The 24,430-nt window shown below is 32.0% G+C and carries 21 protein-coding genes; 15 read left to right on the top strand and 6 right to left on the bottom strand.

Going from position 1 to position 24,430, the window contains the following annotated elements; translation table 11 throughout:
• The first annotated feature begins 9 nt into the window (after window positions 1-9).
• The 5 genes from B5G32_RS00980 to B5G32_RS00960 all read left to right on the top strand — a co-directional run bounded on the left by B5G32_RS00980 (window position 10) and on the right by B5G32_RS00960 (window position 6,859).
• Complete coding sequence (locus B5G32_RS00980) at window positions 10-1,458, top strand: V-type ATP synthase subunit B (protein ID WP_087244121.1); 1,449 nt, start codon at window positions 10-12, stop codon at window positions 1,456-1,458.
• A complete protein-coding gene (locus B5G32_RS00975) occupies window positions 1,451-2,095 on the top strand; it encodes a V-type ATP synthase subunit D (RefSeq protein WP_087244122.1) in 645 nt (214 codons plus the stop codon). Before B5G32_RS00980 ends, B5G32_RS00975 begins: the two co-directional genes overlap by 8 nt.
• Window positions 2,096-2,536: 441 nt before the next feature.
• Complete coding sequence (locus tag B5G32_RS00970) at window positions 2,537-3,997, top strand: RNA-binding domain-containing protein (RefSeq protein ID WP_087935532.1); 1,461 nt, start codon at window positions 2,537-2,539, stop codon at window positions 3,995-3,997.
• Between the two features lie 555 nt (window positions 3,998-4,552).
• The gene (locus B5G32_RS00965; protein ID WP_087935531.1) at window positions 4,553-4,963 is read left to right on the top strand and encodes a hypothetical protein; all 411 of its coding nucleotides are present in this window, start codon (window positions 4,553-4,555) and stop codon (window positions 4,961-4,963) included.
• Between the two features lie 24 nt (window positions 4,964-4,987).
• A complete protein-coding gene (locus tag B5G32_RS00960; protein WP_087935530.1) occupies window positions 4,988-6,859 on the top strand; it encodes a glycerophosphodiester phosphodiesterase family protein in 1,872 nt (623 codons plus the stop codon).
• On the opposite strand, the gene asnB is transcribed toward B5G32_RS00960, so the two are convergent.
• On the bottom strand, window positions 6,856-8,652 hold the full coding sequence (gene asnB, locus B5G32_RS00955) for an asparagine synthase (glutamine-hydrolyzing) (RefSeq protein ID WP_087935529.1): 1,797 nt from the start codon (window positions 8,650-8,652) through the stop codon (window positions 6,856-6,858). The genes B5G32_RS00960 and asnB overlap by 4 nt on opposite strands.
• Before the next feature lie 124 nt (window positions 8,653-8,776).
• Between asnB and B5G32_RS00950 the strand changes: the two genes are divergently transcribed.
• From B5G32_RS00950 to B5G32_RS00920, 7 genes are all read left to right on the top strand, one after another.
• The gene (locus tag B5G32_RS00950; protein ID WP_087935528.1) at window positions 8,777-9,913 is read left to right on the top strand and encodes a helicase-related protein; all 1,137 of its coding nucleotides are present in this window, start codon (window positions 8,777-8,779) and stop codon (window positions 9,911-9,913) included.
• On the top strand, window positions 9,871-10,512 hold the full coding sequence (locus tag B5G32_RS00945; RefSeq protein WP_087935527.1) for a ComF family protein: 642 nt from the start codon (window positions 9,871-9,873) through the stop codon (window positions 10,510-10,512). The genes B5G32_RS00950 and B5G32_RS00945 overlap by 43 nt, the downstream gene beginning before the upstream one ends.
• 91 nt (window positions 10,513-10,603) lie before the next feature.
• Window positions 10,604-11,221 (top strand): flavodoxin family protein, encoded by a 618-nt coding sequence (locus B5G32_RS00940; protein WP_087935526.1) that lies wholly within the window; start codon window positions 10,604-10,606, stop codon window positions 11,219-11,221.
• 143 nt (window positions 11,222-11,364) lie between these two features.
• Window positions 11,365-11,562 carry a cold-shock protein gene (locus tag B5G32_RS00935; protein WP_087244131.1) on the top strand — a complete coding sequence of 66 codons (198 nt, stop codon included), beginning with the start codon at window positions 11,365-11,367 and terminating at the stop codon, window positions 11,560-11,562.
• A 132-nt stretch (window positions 11,563-11,694) separates the two neighbouring features.
• On the top strand, window positions 11,695-14,343 hold the full coding sequence (gene secA, locus B5G32_RS00930) for a preprotein translocase subunit SecA (RefSeq protein WP_087935525.1): 2,649 nt from the start codon (window positions 11,695-11,697) through the stop codon (window positions 14,341-14,343).
• Window positions 14,343-15,452 (top strand): peptide chain release factor 2, encoded by a 1,110-nt coding sequence (gene prfB, locus B5G32_RS00925; RefSeq protein WP_087304505.1) that lies wholly within the window; start codon window positions 14,343-14,345, stop codon window positions 15,450-15,452. Before secA ends, prfB begins: the two co-directional genes overlap by 1 nt.
• A complete protein-coding gene (locus B5G32_RS00920) occupies window positions 15,452-16,339 on the top strand; it encodes a YitT family protein (protein WP_087244134.1) in 888 nt (295 codons plus the stop codon). Before prfB ends, B5G32_RS00920 begins: the two co-directional genes overlap by 1 nt.
• A gap of 69 nt (window positions 16,340-16,408) precedes the next feature.
• Here the strand turns inward: B5G32_RS00920 and B5G32_RS00915 are convergent, their stop codons facing one another.
• From B5G32_RS00915 to B5G32_RS00905, 3 genes are read right to left on the bottom strand one after another with little or no spacing between them, the layout of a single operon-like run.
• Window positions 16,409-16,828: a DUF6120 family protein gene (locus B5G32_RS00915; protein WP_087935524.1), complete on the bottom strand. Its 420-nt coding sequence runs from the start codon at window positions 16,826-16,828 to the stop codon at window positions 16,409-16,411.
• Window positions 16,806-17,114, bottom strand: a complete 309-nt coding sequence (locus tag B5G32_RS00910) for a hypothetical protein (protein WP_087935523.1) — start codon at window positions 17,112-17,114, stop codon at window positions 16,806-16,808. Before B5G32_RS00910 ends, B5G32_RS00915 begins: the two co-directional genes overlap by 23 nt.
• A 5-nt stretch (window positions 17,115-17,119) precedes the next feature.
• Window positions 17,120-17,974, bottom strand: coding sequence for a LysR family transcriptional regulator (locus B5G32_RS00905; RefSeq protein ID WP_087935522.1), 855 nt, complete (start codon window positions 17,972-17,974; stop codon window positions 17,120-17,122).
• A gap of 107 nt (window positions 17,975-18,081) precedes the next feature.
• Between B5G32_RS00905 and B5G32_RS00900 the strand changes: the two genes are divergently transcribed.
• Window positions 18,082-19,776, top strand: a complete 1,695-nt coding sequence (locus B5G32_RS00900) for an ABC transporter ATP-binding protein (RefSeq protein ID WP_343286426.1) — start codon at window positions 18,082-18,084, stop codon at window positions 19,774-19,776.
• Window positions 19,777-21,513 (top strand): ABC transporter ATP-binding protein, encoded by a 1,737-nt coding sequence (locus B5G32_RS00895; RefSeq protein ID WP_087935520.1) that lies wholly within the window; start codon window positions 19,777-19,779, stop codon window positions 21,511-21,513. It begins immediately after the preceding gene.
• 24 nt (window positions 21,514-21,537) lie between these two features.
• On the opposite strand, the gene B5G32_RS00890 is transcribed toward B5G32_RS00895, so the two are convergent.
• Entirely contained in the window at window positions 21,538-22,026 is a 489-nt protein-coding gene (locus B5G32_RS00890) for a hypothetical protein (protein WP_087935519.1), read from the bottom strand.
• Between the two features lie 123 nt (window positions 22,027-22,149).
• Here B5G32_RS00890 and B5G32_RS00885 point away from each other — a divergent pair, with 123 nt between their 5' ends.
• Window positions 22,150-22,878: an acyl-[acyl-carrier-protein] thioesterase gene (locus tag B5G32_RS00885; protein WP_087244141.1), complete on the top strand. Its 729-nt coding sequence runs from the start codon at window positions 22,150-22,152 to the stop codon at window positions 22,876-22,878.
• A gap of 171 nt (window positions 22,879-23,049) precedes the next feature.
• On the opposite strand, the gene B5G32_RS00880 is transcribed toward B5G32_RS00885, so the two are convergent.
• Window positions 23,050-24,402, bottom strand: coding sequence for an MATE family efflux transporter (locus B5G32_RS00880; protein WP_204209556.1), 1,353 nt, complete (start codon window positions 24,400-24,402; stop codon window positions 23,050-23,052).
• Window positions 24,403-24,430 lie beyond the last annotated feature (28 nt).

Here is a 24,430-nt window from a genome sequence, read left to right as displayed (position 1 = left end):
GAAAATGTGATGAGTCTACAATATGTAGGGTTGAACGAAATTAATGGTTCATTAGTCGTATTAGATCATGTTAAAGATGCTTCATATGACGAAATGGTCGAATTACAATTAAAAGATGGTTCAACTCGTTTAGGACGTATCGTTCAAATTGAAGGAGAAAGAGTTGTTGTACAGGTTTTTGAAGGGACAAACTCTTTATCTCTTGCCAATACAAAAACAAGATTATTAGGTCATCCAATGGAACTTCCTGTATCTAAGGAAATCTTAGGACGTGTGTTCTCTGGAGCAGGAAAACCAATTGATGGTCTTGGAGAAATCTATGCTGAAAAATCTATGGATATTAACGGTCAACCATTAAATCCAGTTGCTCGTGTTTATCCAAGAAACTATATTAACACTGGTATTTCATCTATTGACTGTTTAACAACTTTGATTCGTGGACAGAAATTACCAATCTTCTCAGGTTCAGGTTTGCCACACAATCAATTAGCTGTACAAATCGTTAAACAGGCCAAAGTTAAAGATGATGATGGTAGTGGATTTGCAGTTGTCTTTGCGGCAATGGGTGTTACAAATGACGTTGCTGAATACTTCAGACGTTCTTTTGAAGAAGCTGGGGTTATGCAAAGAGTTGTTATGTTCTTGAACTTGTCTAATGACCCAATCATTGAACGTACATTAACACCACGTTGTGCTTTAACAGCAGCTGAATATTTAGCTTATGAACATGATATGCATGTTTTGGTTATTTATACTGATGTCACTTCTTATTGTGAAGCTTTACGTGAATTCTCTTCAAGTAAGGGAGAAATTCCTGGACGTAAAGGATATCCAGGATACTTATATTCTGACTTAGCTTCATTATATGAAAGAGCTGGTATTTCTAAATCAGCAAAAGGATCAGTGACACAAATTCCAATTTTAACAATGCCTAACAATGACATTACTCACCCAGTACCTGACTTAACTGGATATATCACTGAAGGTCAGATTACACTTGATTCTGAATTGAATTCAATGGGTATTTATCCACCTGTCAGTGTGCTTCCATCACTTTCACGTTTGATGAAAGATGGTATCGGTGAAGGATATACAAGAGCTGATCATTCAGATGTATCTAACCAGTTATTTGCAGCTTATGCACATGTTCAGGATGTTAAATCATTAACATCAGTTATTGGTGAAGATGAATTAACACCTGTTGATAGAAAATATATGGAATTTGGACGTTTATTTGAACAACATTTCCTTAACCAAGGTTTCAATACAAACAGATCTATTGAAGAAACATTAGATTTAGGATGGACTCTATTATCTGTTCTTCCTAAGAATGAATTAGATCGTATTGATAATGCGGTGTTAGAACAATTCTATGATCATGAAAAGGCAGTAGCTCAATTTGATCTTCAAGAAGATACAATGATTAAAGAGTTACAGCAGGCAGTAGATAATGGCTAATCAGGTCTTTCCAACAAAAGGGAATTTGATTGCTACCAAAAAGTCATTAGAACTCGCATATTTGGGTTATGACTTGATGGATAAAAAAAGAAATGTTCTCATCAAGGAAATGATGAATTTATTAGATGATGTCAAATTGATCAGAGATGATATTACAGATTCTTATCAGAAAGCTTATTATGCTCTTCAGGAAGCGAACATGTCACTTGGTATTATCAGTGATATTGTAGAAGCTGTTCCTATTGATGAAGGATTGAGTGTGACTTATCGAAGCGTTATGGGAGTCGAAATTCCAAAAGTGAGTTATGAAAAAACACCTCTTCGTCTAGGATATGGTTTTGAAAGAGCAAACTCTAAAGTGGATTATGCATATAGATGTTTCTATCATGTTAAAGAATTAACTGTGAAATTAGCAGAAATAGAAAATGCTGTTTATCGTCTAGCCAATGCTATTCGTAAAACACAAAAACGTGCTAATGCCTTGCAAAACATTTCTATTCCTGAATTTGAAAGAACAGTGAAATTCATTAGTGAATCTTTAGATGAAAAAGATAGAGAAGAGTTCTCTCGTCAAAAAGTCATCAAAACACAAAAAAATAAACAAGAAAGATTAAAGAAAGAACAAGGTCTTGAATGATCTTGTTTTTTTATCTATATAATAAAACTTATTAATTATTTGTGGATTAAAAAAGGGTTGGTGTAGTCATAATGTTAAAAAATTTTTATATATGAGTATTGTTTGAAACTAAAAAACAAGAAGAAATGTTTGAGATTAAATGAAAAAATAATAATACCTTAAGATTATCTTTACATGATATGAAGTAATCTCAATTTTTAACTTTATTAAAGAAAAATCAATGAATACATATATAATCTATGATATAATTTTTTTATTAAATGAAATAATATTTATAAAGATAAAATTAATAATGAATAATGTTTATTCAAGGAGTAAAATAATGATTTATTAAAGAAGAAAGGATTATTGATATTGTACAATTATTTGATAATTTTGATTTATTTGACGATATGTTTTCAATAATTATAACGTATACTAATTAAGAAAGTGAGTGATTAGATGGATGCACAACAAGAGTATTATATAAGTTTAGTTAAAAGGTTAAGAAACTTACCTAATGAAAGAGAATGGCTTGAGTTCAAAGTGGATAACAATGATCCCAAAATTATAGGTGAATATATTTCAGCGTTAAGTAATTCTGCATCAATATGTGATAAGGATAAAGCGTATATCATTTGGGGGATTGAAGATAGAACACATGACATTGTTGGTACTCAATTTAAGCCTAAACAATTTAAGATTGGTAATGAGGAATTAGAAAATTGGTTATTTAGATTGTTAAAACCAAGAGTTGATTTCCATTTTGTTGAAGTTTCTATGAATGATAAAAACATTGTGATATTAGAAATTCCACATGCACATAGTCAACCTACGAGTTTTAAAGATGAAGAATATATTAGAGTGGGATCATATAAGAAGAAACTTAAAGATTTTCCAGAAAAAGAACGTAAATTATGGCTATCTTTTGAACAAAAACCTTTTGAACTTATGTTAGCTATAGAAAATATTTCTGCTTCTAAAGTAACTGAACTTTTAGATTGTGCTGCATATTACACTCTTATGGAATTACCTTTACCAAGTCATCGAGATGGTATTATTCATAATATGATAGATGAACAATTTATTGTTGAAATGGATAATGGTCATTATGCTATCACAAACATGGGGGCACTATTATTTGCTAAAAATATTAATGATTTTTCTCGTTTAAAACGTAAAGCTATACGTGTCATTCAATATAAAGGAAGTAGTAGGACACAGGCTTTAAGAGAACAGGTATTTACTAAGGGATATGCTATACAGTTTGATGATGTTACTGATTATGTAATGACATTAATTCCTCAAGAAGAAATTATAGAGGGCGGTCGTAGAGAAGAAAAGATTATGTTTCCTAGAAAAGCAATTAGAGAAATGATCGGAAATATGATTATTCATCAAGATTTAGCTGTGCATGGTAGTGGACCTATTTTAGAAGTTTTTGATACCAGAGTAGAAGCTTCAAATCCTGGAAGTTTATTGGTAGATATTGATCGTATTATTGATACTGCTCCGCATTCTAGAAATGAAAATATGGCTTCTTTTCTTAGAATAGTAAGAATCTGTGAAGAACGAGGAAGTGGATTTGATCGTATGGAAGAAGGAATGAATGAGCTAAAGATACCTGCACCAAAGGTTGAAACATCTGAGGATTTTACTCGTATTAAGTTATTCTGGTTTAATGATATAAGTGATTGGAAAAAAGATGATAGAATCAGAACATGTTATTTGTATACTTGTTATTGTTATATTAATGAAATAGATGTTTCTAATGCTGTTTTAAGAGAAAGATTTGGTGTGAGTTCCAACAAGAAAGCTATGATTTCCAAGATTATTAAGAGTACAATTGATGCTGGTTACATTAAAATATATGATGAAACAGCTTCGATGAAAATGAGACGTTATAAACCTTATTGGGCATAAATTTTTAGTTTCTGTAAGTTTCCAGTTTTACTTTAAAAACATTAATATATATTGGAAAACCTTGAATTTATATCATAATTTTTTGTTGAAATAACTCATTTTAGTTTCCATAAGTTTCCGATTTAACTTGATAAGTGATAATACATATTAGAAATCCTTGATTTTACAACAAAATTTCATATTAAAGTGAATTGTTTTAGTTTCCATAAGTTTCCAACCATAACTAATGATTAAAAAATATTTGGTTTCTAGGAGAACATATTTTCCATGACCTGACGAGATAATACATTGGTACAGTTGTGGAGTTAGTTCGATTCCAATAATTATCTTCTCAATGAAAAATGGGTATTTGTTTAAGGTGGAAGTCTTTTGAGAAGAGAGATAAAAAAATTAAATGAACAGCTTTGAAGGAAAGTTTTTTGTAAAGATTTAACAAAGAAAATAAAAGAAGGAACAAGGTCTTGAATGATCTTGTTCTTTTATTTTTAAGAAATATTAAGAATTTTTTAAGAAAATTTTAGAAGTGAAACATTATACTGATAATGGGTGGTTAATATGAAAAGAAAATTATTAATGACAGTGATCTTTATCATAAGTTTATCAACAATGCTGATGGATTGGTTTGGTGGACAGCGAGGTGTTCAGGATATTTCTGGACTCATTTTATTAAATAATCCTATTGCAGTGGCATGTATGATTTTAACATTGATTGGTATATGGACACATTATGGTGAAACAAGTTATATGCTGATTTATGTTGGTTTAACTGGTATTATGACGATGGAGATTTATGAGTTTTTAACATGGCATATCCTTACCATTTCTGGTTCTTTTAATTTAGCATTAAGCTTTGATTGGTGTAATCCAGAGTTTTATATTGCTGTGATGAGTATGATAGCAACCCTTTTGATTTATAGATATTATTTTCAAAAAATGGATTTGACAAAGTCACAAGATTATGTATGATAAAGAAAAAGAGAGGGGGGAGTTATGGTGCTTAAAGATAAAAAATATGATGCTTTAATAAAAAATATTTTACAGTTTTCAATCTTCTATAAACTCATGATTCTCTTTTTCTTTAGTCCTTTATTAAGATTTATTTTAAAAGAATATTTGAGTCAAGTTTCAGTCAGTATTGCTTTTAATCAAAATATGATTGATGTTTTTTTATCTATTCCTGGAATCATCATTTTACTGGTACTATTATTAGCAATAATGCTTCTTGTTTATTATAATCTTTATGTTGTGATACAAATTGTTATATTAGAATATCGAAAGCAATCTTATCATTTAAAAGATATTGTTTTAAAAAGCTTTCAAGATTTAAAAAATATACATAAACCAACGTTTATACTGAGTGGTTTATACCTTATTTTATTATTACCATTAGTTCATGTCGGGTATTTGAATAACTATATTCCTAGATGGAATATACCTCCTTTTATCTTTAAAGAATTACAGTTAACAGGGCTAGGACAAATACTGATCTTTTTTATATATATGCTTTATTATGGACTGTTCATAGTTATGATTTTTGTACCATTTTATTTGGTTATTGAACATGATTCATTGATCACAGCGGTTAAGAAAAGCTATCAGATGATTAAACAAATAACTTTTCATCAAAAAATACAGATTTTATTATGGATTGTCGTATGGGTAGTCATAGAAAATATAATGATGAGTCTTTTGCCTTATCCATTGTTACATAATCGAGATTTTAATATTTATTTGATTAAATATTTTGTTCATTTTGCTTCATTTCGTTATAGTGTGATTCAATATATAATTGTCTTTTTATTATCCGTGATTGCAATGATATTCTTTTTAAGATTTCTGGCATCTCTATTTTGTCAATATGAAACGCATTTTATGACAATTCAGGATGTTCAGATGGATACAACCCGTTTACAACAGACATTAGCTAATATTCAAAATCATTTCACATCATTGATTGAAAAAATAAAACAGCGTGTTTTTCAAATTCAATGGATTCAGACTTATAAAAAAACGATTCGTTTGATTTGTATTGTCTGTGTGATTGTTGGAAGTTTCGTTTATTTGCATCAAGATTCAAGATTACATAAGCCTTATGTGATCGGGCATAGAGGTTCAGGATATGTCATAGAAAATACTTTTGAAGCTGTAGAAAATGCCAATCAGTGTGGCAGTGATTTTGCGGAAATTGATATTCAGCTTTCACAAGATCAAATTCCTGTTGTTTATCATGATACAACGATGTCTCGATTATCTGACTCTTCTTCACCCGTTTCAAAATTATCAGCTCAGGAATTTGAAAATCTATCTTTATATGACCAGGGATTAACGGCTAGTCCTATCACTTTAGAACATCTGATTCAAAAAATGCAGGAACAACAATTAGATGTCAAATTACTGATTGAATTCAAGCCAACCAATGACAACTATCGAAAAATGGTAGATGAAGTTGTCAAGATTATACAAAAATATCATTTTGAATCACAAGCTATCTTTATGTCACTGCATTATCAAAGTGTTGCTTATTTACAGCATTTGTATCCAAAGTGGTGGGTTGGTTATTGTATTTATGGAAGTATTGGTGATATAGATAATAGTATTTGGGATATGGATATAGATTTTTTAGCGATTGAAGAGAATCGTGCGAGTACGTCTCTAATCCAAAAGGCAACATCTCAAATGATTCCTATTTATATATGGACGGTAGATAATGGTAAGAAAATGAAACAGTATTTAGATATGGGAGTAAGTGGACTGATTACCAATTATCCTGATAAAGGTCGAAAAGCAATTGATGAATATCTCAAAGAACATCCATATTCTTATTATTATGAAGATATTGAAAAAGCAGGATCCCCTGCTTAAAATTCAAGTTGAATATGATAAATTTTTCCCCATAAATAAATTTGATAGAAATAAGCCATAAGTTGTGGACCCATCATGAGTTGACCAAACCATGGTGCAGTGAAGCTTTGGCCATGTGATTGAATGAAGTTTTCCAGTCTTGGAATATCAAAGAATTGAAATAAGATATTAGAAGGATCCTTAAGGGATTCTTTTAATTTGTCTTCAATTAGTTTTTCATATAGTGGAGAATAAGTTTTAGGATATGGGTTTTTCTTTCGATGCACAATATCATCTGGTAAAAAATCAGCAAATGCCTGACGAAGAATACCTTTTTCTTCACCTTGATCAAACATATAGGCTTCAGGCATATTATAGAGATACTGTAAAATTTGAGTTGAAGCAAATGGAACACGGACTTCTAAGGAAGCACGCATGGTTTGACTGTCAGCACGTGTTAAAAGTGTTTGCATAAACCATTGTGTATTGAGATAGATAAGCTGTTTTTTACGATTGTCAGTATGAATTTCCTGTAAAGATTCCTGATAACGTTGAATAATATAGTCTTTAAGATTTAATTTTTGAACCTTTTCATTAAACATACTTAATCTCTGATCTAAATCACGCATCCAAGGGAAATAAGGCTGGTTGTAGAGTTCTTCTTTATAAAACCATGGATATCCTCCAAAGATTTCATCAGCACATTCACCTGATAATGTGACTTTATGTTCTTTTGAAATAGCTTTAGAAAACAGTAAAAAGCTTGCATCAATATCCGCCATACCTGGCATATCTCTGGCAATGAGTGCTTCCCTTAAAGCCTCTATTAAATCAGTTTGTTTTAAAACAATAGAATGATGATGTGTTGCATAACGTGATACCATCTGTTGAATATAACTATCATCCATTGTTGTCTGATAATCATAGGCATGGAAATATTTATCCTGGTCTTCATAAGTCACGCTGTAAGTCGAAAGTGGACGTACATATTGTGAAGTGATGGCTGTAATAATACTAGAATCCAGCCCACCAGATAACATGGTTGATAATGGAACATCACTTAATAATTGATGCTGGATACTTTGAATGACAAGATGACGAACGTGTTGGATAGTTTCAGTTAAATTTTCATCATGTGATTCATCATGAAGCTTCCAATAACATTGAATATGCAGTGTTTTTTGGAAATATAAGTAGTAGCCAGGTCTTAAAGCGTATATATCTTTATAAAGTGTTAATCCTGGTGTTAAGCTTGGTCCCAGTCCTAATAATTCTTTCACCCCATTTTCATCCACAACTGCTTTTCCAATATAGCTTAAAAGACTTTTGATTTCACTGGCAATGACAAGTGTATCTTTTTGTAAGGTATAGTAAAGTGGTTTGACACCTAGTGGATCTCTGGCCGCAAAAAGCTTTTGTCCATCATCAATGACAAACGCAAAAATACCTTCAAATAAGTCCAGACAGTGTTCCTGATATTCAATATATGCAGCTAAAACAACTTCACTGTCACTCATTGTATGAAACGTATAACCTAATTCAATCAGATGATTCTTGATTTGAGTCATATTATAGATTTCACCATTATAAGTCATACGATATGTTTTCTCATGATGGGTATAGAGAATAGGCTGATTGCCATTCTTTAAATCAATGATTGCTAAACGTGTATGTCCCATTAAACAATGTGGTGTCATCATATAGCCGATATGATCAGGACCACGTTTTTGCAGTAACTTTGTCATTGTCATGATTTTCTCATCATAATCAAATAAATGTTTTGAATAATTACAGATTGTTATAATACCACACATAGATTTCACCCCATACAATGTATGAATGGATTTAAAAAATATGAAACAAATCAGAGAAAAAAAGAAGACAAACTTGAGATTTTTAATGATAGATCTATGCTATGATACAGGTGGGTGATGAAAAGTGGAATGTCCAAGATGCCATAATCAAAATGTCAAACGTTTATATAAGCTTCATGGTAAATATTATTGCCGACAATGTATAGCTTTTCATCGTGTTTGGGTAGATGAGCCATATACTCAAGATCATACACGTTTTCCTCCACAAAAAGTAAGATATTCTCTTGATTTTGAATTGTCAAAATCCCAACAGGATATATCTAGACAATTGGTTTACAATTATCAAAATCATTATCATTCCTTAGTCTTGGCAGTTTGTGGATCTGGCAAGACCGAAATTGTTTTTGAATTAATACAATATGCCTTACAAAGAGGTGATCGTGTATGTTTCTGTATTCCACGTAAAGAATTGGTTAAAGAGCTTTATCAAAGAATAAAAGAAGCTTTTCATCAAATAGATATTGGTCTGGTTTATGGTGGACATATTGAAAATATCAATGCGCAATTGATAGTATGTACTATGCACCAGCTTTATCGTTTTGAAAAAAGTGGATTTCATCTGATGATAGCTGATGAAGTGGATGCCTTTCCATTTTATGGCAATCCTGTCTTACAACAAATTTTTATGCGTTGTTGTATTGGAAATTATGTTAAGTTAAGTGCTACATTTGTCAAAGAGGATATTGATGGTGAAGAATTACTAATTATGAATAGAAGATACCATGGCTATGATCTTCCAGTACCTCAACTGATCATTTGTCCTCATTGTTTACAAGTGTTATTGATTTCATTTTTGCTTAAGAAATGGAAAAAGAAAGTCATTGTTTTTGTACCACTCGTTCAAGATGTGGATAAACTGGCTTGTCAATTACAGTCTTATACACATTTAAGAGTTCGTGGTGTATCATCTATACACAAACATAATCAAGATAATCTGATGGCTTTAAAAAATGGCGATATTGATGTGATTGTTTCTACAACATTATTAGAACGTGGAATCACAATAGAAGATGTACAGGTTATTGTTTATCATGGTGAACATGATTTATTTGATCGAAGAACACTGATTCAAATAGCAGGACGCGTGGGGCGTAAAATTTCTCATCCTCAAGGTCATGTTTACATATTATCAAATGAACATACCTCCTCTATTAGACAATGCATTCATACAATCAAAAATCTCAATCAGATGAGTGTCTGATTTGTCATGCGCCACTCCTGAAACAAATATCTTTAGCTCATCTTCTTTGCCCATTATCGCTTTGTCAAAACTGCTTATCACAATTTCATGTTCTTGATATCCAGACAACTTTTCATCACTATCCTTTAAGGATTCTTTATGAATACAATGAATTTTTTAGAACACTTCTCTATCAGTATAAAGGACTCTATGATTATGCCCTCAAAGATGCGTTTCTTTGTACGTATTTATCCAAGTTCAAAACACAATATGATGAATATTTGATAGCAGTAGCCCCGAGTTCATCAGTCGAAAATGAAAAACGTGGTTTTGCTCCAATGGAAACCATAGCTTATACATTTTCACAACATGTGTTTACAGGATTGTATAAAAAAGAAGCATATAAACAAAGTGGCTTATCATTTGAAGAGAGAAAAAATGTTGTTCATAAAATAGGTATTCATCATCCAGAAGAACTTCAAGGAAAAAAAGTTTTAATTTTTGATGATGTGGTCACATCATCATCAACATTAACAGCTTGTCTATCTCTCATTAAGACAGGCCATCCTCAATGCATCGAATTATTAGTCTTATCAACAAAAAGCTTTCAAACAATATAAATGTACATTTCTTATAAAGAAGTGTACATTTTCATCATTTTCTATATGAGGAAAAAGTATTATAATAGAGTCAGAATAGGAGATGAAAACAATGAAAGTTCTTTTAATTAATGGTAGTCCTCGTCCAAGAGGTTGTACTTATACGGCATTAAATGAAGTTGCAAAGACATTAGAACAGGAAGATATTGAAACAGAGATCATTCAAGTTGGTCAAAAAGATATTCGTGGTTGTATTGGTTGTCGTCAATGCAAAACAAATGGACAATGTGTTTTTGATGATGAAGTCAATGTAGTTTCAAAGAAATTTGCTGAAAGTGATGGTATTGTCATTGGCAGTCCTGTGTATTATGCCAGTGCCAATGGCACTCTGATTTCTTTTCTAGATCGTTTATTCTATAGTACTTTGGCAGATAAAACAATGAAAGTTGGAGCAGCCGTTGTCAGTGCCAGACGTGCTGGAACAACAGCTACTTTTGATGAATTGAATAAATACTTTACAATTTCTCAAATGCCAATTGTTTCTAGTCAATATTGGAATATGGTGCACGGCAATACACCTGAAGAAGTCCAACAGGATTTGGAAGGATTACAAACGATGCGTACTTTAGGTAAGAATATGGCTTTTCTTATCAAAAGTATTCAGTTAGGTAAAAAGCAGCTAGGATTGCCAGAAAAAGAAGAATCAGTTCATACAAACTTTATTCGCTAAAAAAATATAATTTCCAGGGAAATGACTATAAAAAAGATAAACTTTGATAGAAAGAAAAATAAAATTCATCGACAGGATCTGCGTTCTTTTTTAAAATTAATCATTTATAATAGACACAACCATGAAGTAAAGGAGTTGTGAATATGCAAGGTAAAGTAAAATGGTTTAATGCTGAAAAAGGATTTGGGTTCATTGATCGTGGTGAAGGAAAAGATGTTTTTGTTCATTATAGTCAAATTATACAAGATGGATATAAATCTTTAAATGAAGGTGAACTGGTAGAGTTTGAGCTTTATTCAACAGAACGTGGTTTGCAAGCCAGACATGTTGTGAAAATTTGATGAAATTGAGATATGTAGAAAGCATATCTCTTTTTGTTTTGTTCATGAATTTTACATGATATTTACTTTGTTTTCTTAAGATTATATGCTATAATGTGAAATGTTTCAATATGCATGAAAGGAGATTTATTCATGGCAAGTAAAAAACAAGAAATTAGAAAGCAATTAAAAAAGAAAGAAGCCAAAGAATTAGAAGAACTTGGATTGAATCCTAATGCCGAAATCGTGGATTTAAACGATGATTTAGGTGAAGATGTTGTTGTAGAAACATTTGATGATGTGGTGAAAAAACCATTACAACCGATTGAATTTAATACAACACCACAAAAGGAAAAGAAAGGTTTTTTAGGTTCTATCAAAAAGGCTTTTTCACAAGATAATAAAATATTAAAGAAGTTAGAAAAGCAGGCACTACAAATTATGGACTTAGAGCCTCGTTATCAGGCAATGAGTGATGAAGAATTAGCTCATCAGACTGATCTTTTTAAAGAACGTCTACAAAATGGTGAAACTTTAGATGATTTATTAATTGAGGCTTTTGCGACTGTTCGTGAAGCTGCATTTAGACGTTTAGGATTAAAAGCATTTAAAGTTCAGCTTATGGGAGCTATTTCACTTCATAATGGTGATATTGCAGAAATGAAAACTGGAGAAGGAAAAACATTAACATCTATTTTCCCAGTTTATTTAAATGCTTTAACTGGACAAGGTGTTCATGTTGTGACAGTTAATGATTATTTAGCTGAACGTGATAAAACAGACAATGGAAAAGTGTATGAATTTTTAGGTTTAACTGTTGGGTTAAATAAAAGAGAGTTATCTAAAGAAGAAAAACGTGCACAACATGCTTGTGATATTACGTATACAACAAATGCTGAACTTGGATTTGACTATCTAAGAGATAATATGGTGACAAGATTAGAAGATAAAGTTTTAAGACCATTAAATTTTGCATTGGTTGATGAAGTTGACTCTATCTTAATTGATGAATCAAGAACACCATTGATTATTTCTGGTGGTAAGAAAAATACCGCAGCTTTATATATTCAAGCTGATAAGTTTGTCAAATCTTTACGTGAAGATAAAGATTATGAAGTTGATATTGAAAGTAAAACTGTTGCTTTAACTGCTGAAGGTATTTCTAAAGCAGAAAAAGCTTTTAAGATTAAAAATTTATATGATCCTGAGCATACAGCTTTGGTACATCATATCAATCAGGCATTAAAAGCTAACTATACAATGAGTTTGAATGTAGAATATATGATTGCAACTGAAGATGGAAGCCATGATATCAGAAATGCCAGCATTATGATTATTGATCAGTTTACTGGTCGTGTGATGCCAGGTCGTGCATATAGTGATGGGTTACATCAGGCACTTGAAGCTAAAGAAGGAGTTCCGATTAAAGAGGAAACAGTGACATTAGCGACAATTACTTACCAAAATTTCTTCCGTTTATTCAATAAATTAGCGGGGATGACAGGAACTGCAAAAACAGAAGAAGAAGAATTCAGAACAATCTACAATATGCGTGTTGTAGAAATTCCAACAAATAAACCAGTTATTAGAGATGATAAACCAGATTTGGTTTTCGCTAAACAGGCTGCTAAATATAAAGCGATTTGTGACGAAGTTGAAAAAAGACATAGTTATGGACAACCGATCTTATTAGGGACAGTTTCAGTAGAAACATCAGAATTATTAAGTAAGATGTTAAATAAACGTGGTATTAAACATAACGTCTTAAATGCGAAAAACCATGCGAAAGAAGCTTTGATTATTGAAAAAGCTGGAGTTATGGGAGCTGTAACTATCGCAACGAACATGGCTGGTCGTGGGACTGACATTAAACTTGGTGAAGGTGTTCCTGAAATTGGAGGATTAATGGTTATTGGAAGTGAAAGACATGAGTCTAGACGTATTGATAACCAGTTAAGAGGTCGTTCTGGTCGTCAGGGAGATCCTGGATGTTCATTGTTCTTTGTATCATTTGAAGATGAATTGATGCAAAGATTCGCAAATGAAAAGATGAAAGATAGAATGGGATCTTTCTTAGAAGATGAAGCGATTGAAAGTAAGATGGTCACAAAATCTATTGAAAATGCACAAAAACGTGTTGAAGGTCAGAACTTTGATATTCGTAAACAGTTATTACAATATGATGATGTGATGCGTCAACAACGTGAAATTATGTATAAAGAACGTGATGATATTATGTCACAAACAGATTTAGGACCTATTGTAAGAGGTATGTTTGATCAGGCTGTAGAACATACAGTACGTCAATTTACAAAACATGATGGTAAAAAAGATAATGTGGATGTTGATGGAGCATTAAACTATATTTCTAAAAACTATATGTTATTAGCTACGTTAACAGCTAAAAATAAAGAAGCAGTACAACATGATGCAAAGAAATTATCAACAAGTTTATCTGAAGTGATTTATTTACAATATCAAAATAGATTTAATAAAGATTTACCAGCAGAAGTGAAATTGGATTATGAAAGAAGAGTTTTATTAGGGGTTATTGATCATACATGGATTAATCATATTGATGCTATGCAAAAATTAAGAAATGGTATTTATTTGCGTGCTTATGCCCAAAGAGATCCACTTCAAGAATATACTGAAGAAGCCTTCTACATGTTTGAAGAAATGACAAAATCAATTTCTCAAGATATTACACGAAATATTGTTCATATGGGTATTGCACCTGGTAGTGATCAGGAAAAACAAATTCCAGCTGTTCAGATAGAATTGGAGTTTAAAGCAGATTAATGGAATTATATGAAATGAAGAATGGGCTTGAAAAAGCCCGTTCTTTACTCAATGAACTTTTTATTTCGATTGATATTGATGGCTTAAAAAGAGAAATTGAAGGTTTAACAGTTCAAACAATGGATGAAAACTTCTGGAATGATCAAGACCATGCTAGAAAAATATATGATCAATTAAATGAAATGAAAAAGAAAGCTGATACATATGATCATTTAATAACAGCTTTAGATGAATTAGAAGAAACTTATCAATATGTCAAAGAGAGTGATGATGAAGACTTTAAAGCTGTTTTGGATGAAGATTATTTAACATTTGAAAAAGAAATGGATGATTTTGAAAAAACGCTTTTATTTTCAGGTGAATATGATCATCATAATGCGTTATTGGAAATTCATCCAGGTGCTGGAGGAACAGAATCACAGGATTGGGCATCCATGTTGATGCGTATGTATCAAAGATATGCTGATAAAAAAGGTTGGAAAATTGAAGTCCTTGATTACTTGGATGGAGAAGAAGCAGGATTGAAGTCAGTCAGTTTGCGTATTGTGGGATATAATGCCTATGGACATCTAAAAGCTGAAAAAGGTGTTCATCGTCTGGTACGTATTTCGCCATTTGATGCGTCAAAACGTCGTCATACATCATTTGCTTCTGTGGATGTCATGCCAGAATTTGACAATGATATTGAAATTGAGATTGATCCTCATGATATCCGTATTGATACTTATCGTGCTTCTGGAGCTGGAGGTCAGCACATTAATAAAACAGATTCAGCAATTCGTATTACGCACTTACCAACAAACATTGTGGTAACATGTCAATCACAGCGTTCACAGATTCAAAACCGTGAACAAGCTATGATTATGCTGAAATCTAAATTATATCAGCTCATGTTAGAAAAACAGGCTTCTGAGCTTAATGAAATTAAAGGGGAACAAAAGGCTATCGAGTGGGGAAGTCAAATTCGTTCTTATGTTTTACATCCATATTCTATGGTCAAAGATAATCGTAGTGGTTATGAATCTAATAATCCTAAAGCTATTTTAGATGGGGATTTGGATGAATGCATTTATGCCTATTTAAAATCAATGGTAAAGGAGGATGACTAATGCATCAGGCAAAACATCTTGTACGTGATACATTGCTTGTGTTATTAGGCAATTTAATTTTGGCTTTTGGTGTCGCTGTATTTGCTGTTCCATCTAACTTAATTGTTGCAGGAGCAACAGGGATTGCTTTGATTATTTGTGAATTTATTCCAGTCAATTATGCAACTGTTGTATTTGTCATTAATATGGTGATGTTATTGCTTGGATTTATTGTTTTGGGTAAGAAGTTTGCTGCTGGAACAATATTAAGTTCTTTGATTTTTCCCTTCTTTTTAGCAATGTTTGAAGCCATTCCACAACTTCAGCATTTAACTTCAGATATGTTATTATCAGCCATCTATGCTGGATTATTTACTGGACTGGGATGTGGAATTGTATTTAGAGTAGGGTATAGTACAGGAGGAATGGATATACCACCCATCATTATGAATAAAAAGCTTCATATTTCACTTGGAGTCTGTGTTTATTTATTTGATGTTGTTGTTTTACTGGGACAATCATTCTTTACGAGCTTTGAAGGTATTTTATATGGAATTATCACAGTGTTTATTACAGCTATTGTATTAGATAAAGTGACAATCTTTGGAGAAAGAAATCTTCAGGTACTTGTGATTTCTGCTCATCATGAAGAAATTGCTGAAGCTATCTTTAAAGAAATAGATCGAGGTTGTACTTTTGTCAATGTCACAACAGGATATTTCCATGATCAGCAAAAAGCAGTATTATGTGTTGTCAATAACAGAGAATATCCTGTTATTAATGATTTGGTTATGGAAATTGATCCAACTGCATTTATTATTGGTAGTGAAATACATAGTGTTAAAGGTAGAGGATTTACATTACCTAATATTGATTTAGATAAACAAATAAGAGATCATGTTTCTTAATGAAAGTCATTGACAAATCAATGGCTTTTTTTGTGTTCTAATGATATGAAATAAAAAATATCCCTGTATTTATTCATACATGGGGATATCACCATAGTCATAGATAATTTCCTCCTGATAAAGAGGATAGCTTTCTATATAATTTTGATAATAAAGATAAGTTGTATAAAGAATATAGATGATACATGCCATTATTAAAGGAACAAGAATGATAGAAGCATATTGAAGAATTTTACGAGATTTCATATGTGTAATAGCATAATGATGATCGTAGTGATGATAAAAATCAATGACAATATCTTCAGGTAGTCCAAAATGATATATATAATCCTGATAGGAACAATCAGGATATTGTCGCTCATATTCATGTAATCTTGTTTTGAAGAATGTGAGAAACTTTTTTTCTTGGACATTGTGTAATGGAAATGTTGTATATAATTGATGATAATATTTTTTAGTATTTTTATTATTGAATTTTTGTTTTTTCATTTTGTAATAATGCCTCCATAGATTGATGAATATTTTGATATTCTCTTTTTAATGTTGTATATCTGACAAGACCAGGATCTTCAATGTGATAGAAAACAATGTTTTCTAATGAATAGCTTGAAATAAGATGTGTATCTTGAAGAAAGAAAAGTGAAATGAGAATATCTCCTTCAATAATTTGAAAGTGTTTATTTAAAATCTGATAAATGTGTTCACCAGAAAAATCTTGTTGTTTCAATAGATGTAAAATGATAATTTCAAATTGAGGGAATTGAGATAGTTGCATAAATATTATCCTTTCTGCTGATTCGCAAATAATTCAATAAGTGTCTGCAAAGACGTATTTAAGACTTCATGAGGACGTGTAATCAATGTTAAATCTGTTTTTAAAACTTCATCTTCGAGGATCACATGATTCAGCTTGGAGTCTGGATAGAAAGTAAGGATATTTTGTGGCACAATCGCAATACCCAAACCAGCTTGAGCCCATTGTAAAGATGTCCTTGAATCATCACATGTAATTTTAATATAAGGATGAAAATGAAGATTCAGGCAATAATCAGTAATAAGTGATAAATAACGCTGATGAATAATTAATGGTTTATTTTGATAGTCTGACATATGTGTCATGTTGGAATGTAAGAGTTCAGGAATACCAACGGCGACCATAGGATCCTTTAAAAACGCCTGACAATGCAGTTGGCTTTGATCAAAAGGGGTACGCACAATGCCTAAATCAATATGATGTGCCATTAATAAGTCTATGATTTCATAAGTACTTCCTTCATAGATGCGAAAAGAAACATGGGCTAGATTTTGATTTTGAGCTAAACAACTTGGAAGAATATTGGAATTAGAAGATGTGATCCCAATTCTTAAAACTTCATTTTGCATATCTTGAATTTCATGAAATGTCATCTCGTTTAAAGAAATCATCTGTAAGCTTCTTTTATAAAGGACTTTTCCAGCTTGAGTCAATTCTATTTTTCGATGTCCACGTTTTATTAAAGTCACACCGAGTTCTTCTTCCAATTGTTTCAGTTGCATAGATAAAGGGGGTTGTGCCATATGTAAAGTTTTCGCTGCCTTAGAAATTGTTCCTTCTTCTACAATTGTTTTAAAATAAATCATCTGTTTAATTTCCATTGAATCACCATATCCTAAAAGTATACCAATTATACTTTATATATATTATACATATAATACAATTTTCGTTATAATAAATCAAGAAAAGGAATGATAAAAACATGTGGATGAAATATTTAAAACCGTATCGTAAAGAAGCTGTTATTGGTTTCTTCTTTAAATTGATAGAAGCTTTTTTTGAATTGATTGTACCTATTGTTGTGGCAGATATTATTGATTATGGTATCTCTCATCAGGATCAGCCATACATTTTACAACAAGGCCTTTTATTATTGGCATTAGCTTTATTAGGATATGCTTGTGCTTTGGTGTGTCAGTATTTTGCCTCAAAAACATCTCAGGGATTTGGAACTTATTTAAGAAATGATATGTTTAAAGCGATTCATGCTTATGATTATGAAAATATAGATGAAATTGGAATTCCATCATTAATGACACGTATCACTAATGATACGAATCAATTACAGTTGGCAGTTGCGATGACGATTCGTTTGGCATCACGTTCACCATTTTTAATTTTAGGTTCATTAGTCATGGCTTTTCGTATTTCAGTACCGATTGCTTTGATTTTTATTTGTGCAGCACCAATACTCGCTTTAGCGATATATGGAGTGATGTCAAAATCCCTGCCCCTTTATTTAAAAATTCAAAAACAACTGGATCATGTATCATTGATTTGTCGTGAAAATTTAGCTGGTATTCGTGTGATTCGCGCTTTTTCTAAACAGAAACAAGAAAAAGAACGTTTTCAACAGGCAACTCAAAAACAAAAAGATATGCAAATACAGGTTGGAAAACTTTCTGCACTTTTAAATCCAAGTACCAGTGTGATTGTCAACTGTGCTATTTTGGTCATTTTGTATGCAGGTGGTTTACAGGTCAATGCGGGATATTTAACCCAGGGAGAAGTAATAGCATTAATCAATTACATGAATCAAATTCTATTATCAATGTTTGCATTTGCTAATGTGATAGTCATTTATAATAAAGCAACAGCTTGTTATAAACGTGTACAGGAAGTTTTAGCTATTCAACCGGCTATTCAGAATGGAAAATGTCTTATTGATAATCAAGAAGGTCCATTGGTGACATTTGATCATGTCAGTTTTTCATATCAGGGGAGCCATGCATTGCATGATATATCTTTTTCTATTCGTCAGGGAGAAACAATTGGAATCATTGGTGGGACTGGTTCGGGAAAATCAACTCTTATCCATCTGATTCCTCGTTTCTATGAAGCGACGCAAGGACAAATTTATATCAAGAACAAACCTATTCAAGACTATTCTTTATTTTCTTTAAGACAGATGATTGGTTTGGTTCCACAACAGGCTACGCTCTTTACAGGAACGATTAAAGAAAATATCTGTTTGGCTAAAGAAAATGCTAGCGATGATGAAGTCAAACAGGCCTTGCATTTGGCACAGGCATCATTTGTAGATGAGTGGAAAGATGGCATTTATAGTCATATTACACAAGGTGGACATAATCTTTCTGGTGGACAAAAACAACGTTTAACGATTGCTAGAGCATTGGTGAGAAATCCTGAACTTCTTATATTAGATGATAGTGCCAGTGCATTGGATTTTGCGACTGATGCTGCTTTAAGAAAAGCCATTTCCACACTTCCTCAAACAACAATTATTGTTTCTCAACGTGTCAGTGCAATTATGCATGCTGATAAGATTCTTGTTTTGAGTCATGGTGAATTAGTGGGAATGGGAAAACATGATGAGTTGACGAAAACTTGTGAAATATATCAACAAATTGTCACATCACAAATGTCTAAGGAGGTGGCATAAATGGATATCAAAACAATGAAGCGTTTATTATCATTTTGTCGCCCGTATATGAAATATTTATATTGTGCTTTATTATGTTCATCAGGACAGATTGTTTTTACATTGTTGACACCTGTTTTTATTGGACAGGCTGTTGATCATATTATTGGACAGGGACTTGTGGCGTTTGATTTGTTATTTCAAAAAATGCTTTGGATATTGGGAAGTGTTCTGATTGCGGAAATTTTTGATTGGCTGGTAGTGAGATTATCTAATCGTATGACATATGCGATTACAAAAGATTTACGTGATCAATTATTTGAAAAATATGAAACATTGCCTTTAAGTTATATTGATAGTCATGCTCATGGTGATCTGTTAAGTCGTATGGTTAATGATATAGATTTAATTGGTGATGGTCTTTTACAGGGATTTACACATTTATTTAATGGGATTGCGACTATTATTGGAACGATTTGTTTTATGTTATATATTCAAACAACAGTTGCATTGATTGTGATTGTTTTAACACCTTTATCATTGGTTGTAGCAACAATTATTGCCAATAAGACATATAAGTATTTTCAAGAACAGCTGGCTTTAAGAGGAGAACTTGGTGCTTATGTAGAAGAAATGATTGGCGGTGTTAAAGTTGTCAAGGCTTATGGTTATGAACAAACAAATCAGGAGCGCTTTGAAGAAATCAATCAGCGTGTTTATATCAGTGGTGTTAAATCACAGTTTTTAGGAGCATTAGCCAATCCGAGTACAAGAGTTGTCAACAATATTGTTTATGCCAGTGTCTGTATTGCAGGATCTTTATATGTGATTGGTGGTTCTATGAGTGTTGGAGCTTTATCAAGTTTTTTAAGTTATGCCAATCAGTATACAAAACCTTTTAATGAAATTTCTAATGTCTTTACCGAATTACAAACAGCATTGGCTTGTGCTTCAAGAGTTTTTCATTTATTAGATATAGATTCAAGTCCTAAACAGGGTCCAACGAAAACACTTTCGTATATTCAAGGACATGTCCAGATTCAACACCTCAGTTTTTCTTATCGAGATGATGAACCATTCATAGAAGATTTCAATGTGGAAGCAAAACCAGGGCAAACTATTGCAATTGTAGGACCAACAGGATGTGGAAAAACAACTTTTATTAATTTATTAATGAAATTTTATCAGCCACAACATGGTCAAATATGCATTGATGGCATTGATATTCAGGATATGAGCAGTGATTATGTTAGAAGTCTATATGGAATGGTTTTACAAGATTCTTGGTTATTTCAAGGAAGTATCAGGGATAATATTGCTTATGGAAAAAAAGAGGCAACTGATCAGGAAATTATAGAAGCAGCCAAAAAAGCTCATGCACATAAATTTATTATTCAGTTAAAAGATGGCTATGATACAATGATTAGCGAAGAAGGTGGAAATCTATCACAGGGGCAAAAACAGCTATTATGCATTGCACGTATTATGTTAGTCAAACCACCAATGTTGATTTTAGATGAAGCGACAAGTTCAATTGATACACGTACTGAAAAGCAAATTCAAGAGGCGTTTGATTTAATGATGGAAGGACGTACAACCTTTATTGTTGCACATCGTTTATCAACTATCCAAAAAGCTGATCAGATTCTTGTCATGAATCATGGACAAATTATTGAACAGGGAAAACATGAAGAGTTATTGAAAAAGCATGGCTTTTATCATCATTTATATTATAGTCAGTTTGAAATACAAAAATAAAAACACGAGCTTCGTGTTTTTATTTTATCGAGAAATCATTTTTCTTAATTTTGTCTTATCAACAAAACGTGTTGGGAAACTATAATCTTTTTGAGCATAAACAAATGTAACTTTATTGTTATAAGTGAAATTCACTTTTTTCAGTTTACGATAATCTATCAGCATTCTTCCTACCATTAAGTTCTTACGACCTACTAGCACAATTGTTGAAAGAAAATAAGCATAAACAACAGTTAATAGTGCTGCTGCATTTAATCCATTATGGAAAAATGATGAACGAGAAGTGACGATTCCATATATAACAGCAATAATACCACCAATAACAGCAATCAAATAAATGATAGTTAAAATTACATAAAAAATAAGACCACCAGTATTTAAACAAAGCTGTAAAGAATGATCTTGTTTACGACAACGAAAAAACGTAACAATAATGTTAGCGATAGAATATGTAAACCAAAGAAAAATAATTATTAAAACAAACGATAGAACTAATGAAAAAATTTCCTGCATAAATTAAACTTCCTTTCATACTTCTCTATTATACATATAATTTTGCTTTTCGCCTAGAAAAAAATGAAAATATGTGAAATCTTTATGAATTTTTATTATAATAGACACTAGGGAAGTGAAAATATGGAAGATTTAAAGAGTTATGAAACACGTGTTATTGAAATTAATGAAGTTGATGATATGGGAGAATATTTCTTTCATCATCTTTTGAATCGTTTTGCTCAAATTGCAACAGAGAGCGCTATGAAGTTAGGTGTATGGAATTATGATATGATGTCAAAATATGGATGGGTTGTGGCTAAACAGTATCTTCATTTAGATGAACCTATTCATTATCAAGATCGTATTGAATTATCAACAACGATTTCTAAAGGAACATATGTGAGTTTTCCAAGATATTATTATATTAAAAAAGATAATCGTCTGATTGGCACATGTTCTTCTGTTTGGACATTATTAGATATTCAAAAAAGAAGAATGGTTTCACCACAAAAAATAGGGATTACCTTTCCAGAAGCGCCTTTGGAGCATTTATTAGAATTACCACCAGCTATTCAAAAAGATATGGAATTCCAATATATCACGGAAAGAAAAGTTCTATATAGTGATGTCGATATTAATCAGCATATGAACAATACACGCTATGTTGAGTGGGCATTGGATTTCATTGATTTTGATAAACATCATCAGTGTTATATCAGTGATTTGAATATTCAATATCGTAAAGAAATTAGACCATTAGAAAAAGTTAAACTTTTTATGGCTGAAAATGGTCATCGTTATATTGTTGAAGGAAGAAGTCAGGAAGATGAGGTTTATTTTACAATAGAAATTTATTTTCGTGATAGATAATTTTCATAATATGAAAACATTTTTATAAAATTTATGATATGATAAGCATGTCCCAAATATCTATAATCGTATTCGTTTTCCCGTAAGAATACAAACAGGAAATAAGTTGCTTTATAGCAACTTTTTCTTTTTTACAAAACAGAAAGAATAAAATATGATTTATGATGTCTTTTATAGTGATTTTTCCAGCCATTGACCACGTTGTTGACGATAGAGAAGCAATAAACCTCTGACACATAATTCAATGCACATAGCCAGCCAAACTCCATGTAATCCCATTGTTTGAACAAAAAGAACGGATAGAGATAAACGAACACCCCAAATACTCAAAAGATTGAGTAAGCTTGGTATAAGAGTATCTCCAGCTCCACGCAAGGCACCAGAAGCTACAATGGAAACACCATAGAGTGGTTCGGCAAAAAGTTCAATTCGTAAAACTTCTGTAGCCAGCTGTTGGGTCTGCACATCTGGAGTTAAGATTTGAAAAACAAATGGTGAAATGACAAACATAACAATCGCAATGATTCCCATGATGATAGCGCCAAAGGCAACAGTTAAATTGGAAAAGGACTTTGCAAGTTCTTTTTTTTGAGCACCCATGCATTGACCAACTAATGTGGTTGCGGCAGCTTCTAGTCCATATCCAGGCATATAACATAAGCTTTCAGCAGTGATTGCAAAGGAATGAGCAGCAATTGCAATTGTTCCTAAAGGGGCAATAATCTTTGTAGACATCACCATGGCACCACAAATGGCTATATGTTCAAAAGCTAAGGGTGTTCCAATCTGAAAAGCATTTTTCAATGTTTCTTTTTCAAAATAGAACTTTTCATGATTTTGGAATTTTAATAGAGAAGAATGACAAGTCGTATACCAGAGATTGATAAAACAGACTGTCAACTGGGCAAGCGCTGTTCCAATGGATGCCCCCACAACACCAAAGTAATGAATGAAAATAAGATTATAAATCACATCTAATCCACACATGGAAGCATTGAGTAAACTCGGTATTTTCATATTACCACTACATTGTAACATGGAACTGCATAAACTATTTAATTGTAAAATAGGTAAACTTAATGTGAAAACAAGAAAATAGGCAGAAGCATTATCAAAAATAGCTGGATCAGCACCTAACCATGTTAATAAACTTTGATTTACAAGCACACCGATGATTAATAATATGCAAGAAAAAATGAGGGATGTGATAAGCGCAGTTTTGAAAGTACGACGTGCTTTTTCATATTGACTTGCTCCAATGAGTTGTGCCACCTGAACCGCAAAACTGGTTGCCATAGCACTACATAGACCACTTAAAAGCCAGCTGCTGGTTGATACAATTCCAATTGAAGCTGAAGCATCAGGACCGAGATGTCCAACCATCGCAGCATCAATATATTGCATTAAAATAGAAGAAACTTGTGATAAAATCGTTGGAATACTTAATTGAATAATAATATTGATTTTTTGTTTATTTGAAAGTACAGATTGATTTTTAATGATTTCAGTGAAATTTGTTGCCAAAAAAATTCCTCCCATCTTTAAGACATTG

The sequence above is a fragment of the Massilimicrobiota sp. An80 genome (assembly GCF_002159255.1).
In the GTDB taxonomy this organism is placed as follows: Bacteria; Bacillota_I; Bacilli_A; order Erysipelotrichales; family Coprobacillaceae; genus Allocoprobacillus; species Allocoprobacillus merdigallinarum.
This window is presented reverse-complemented; position numbering and strand designations above follow the sequence as displayed.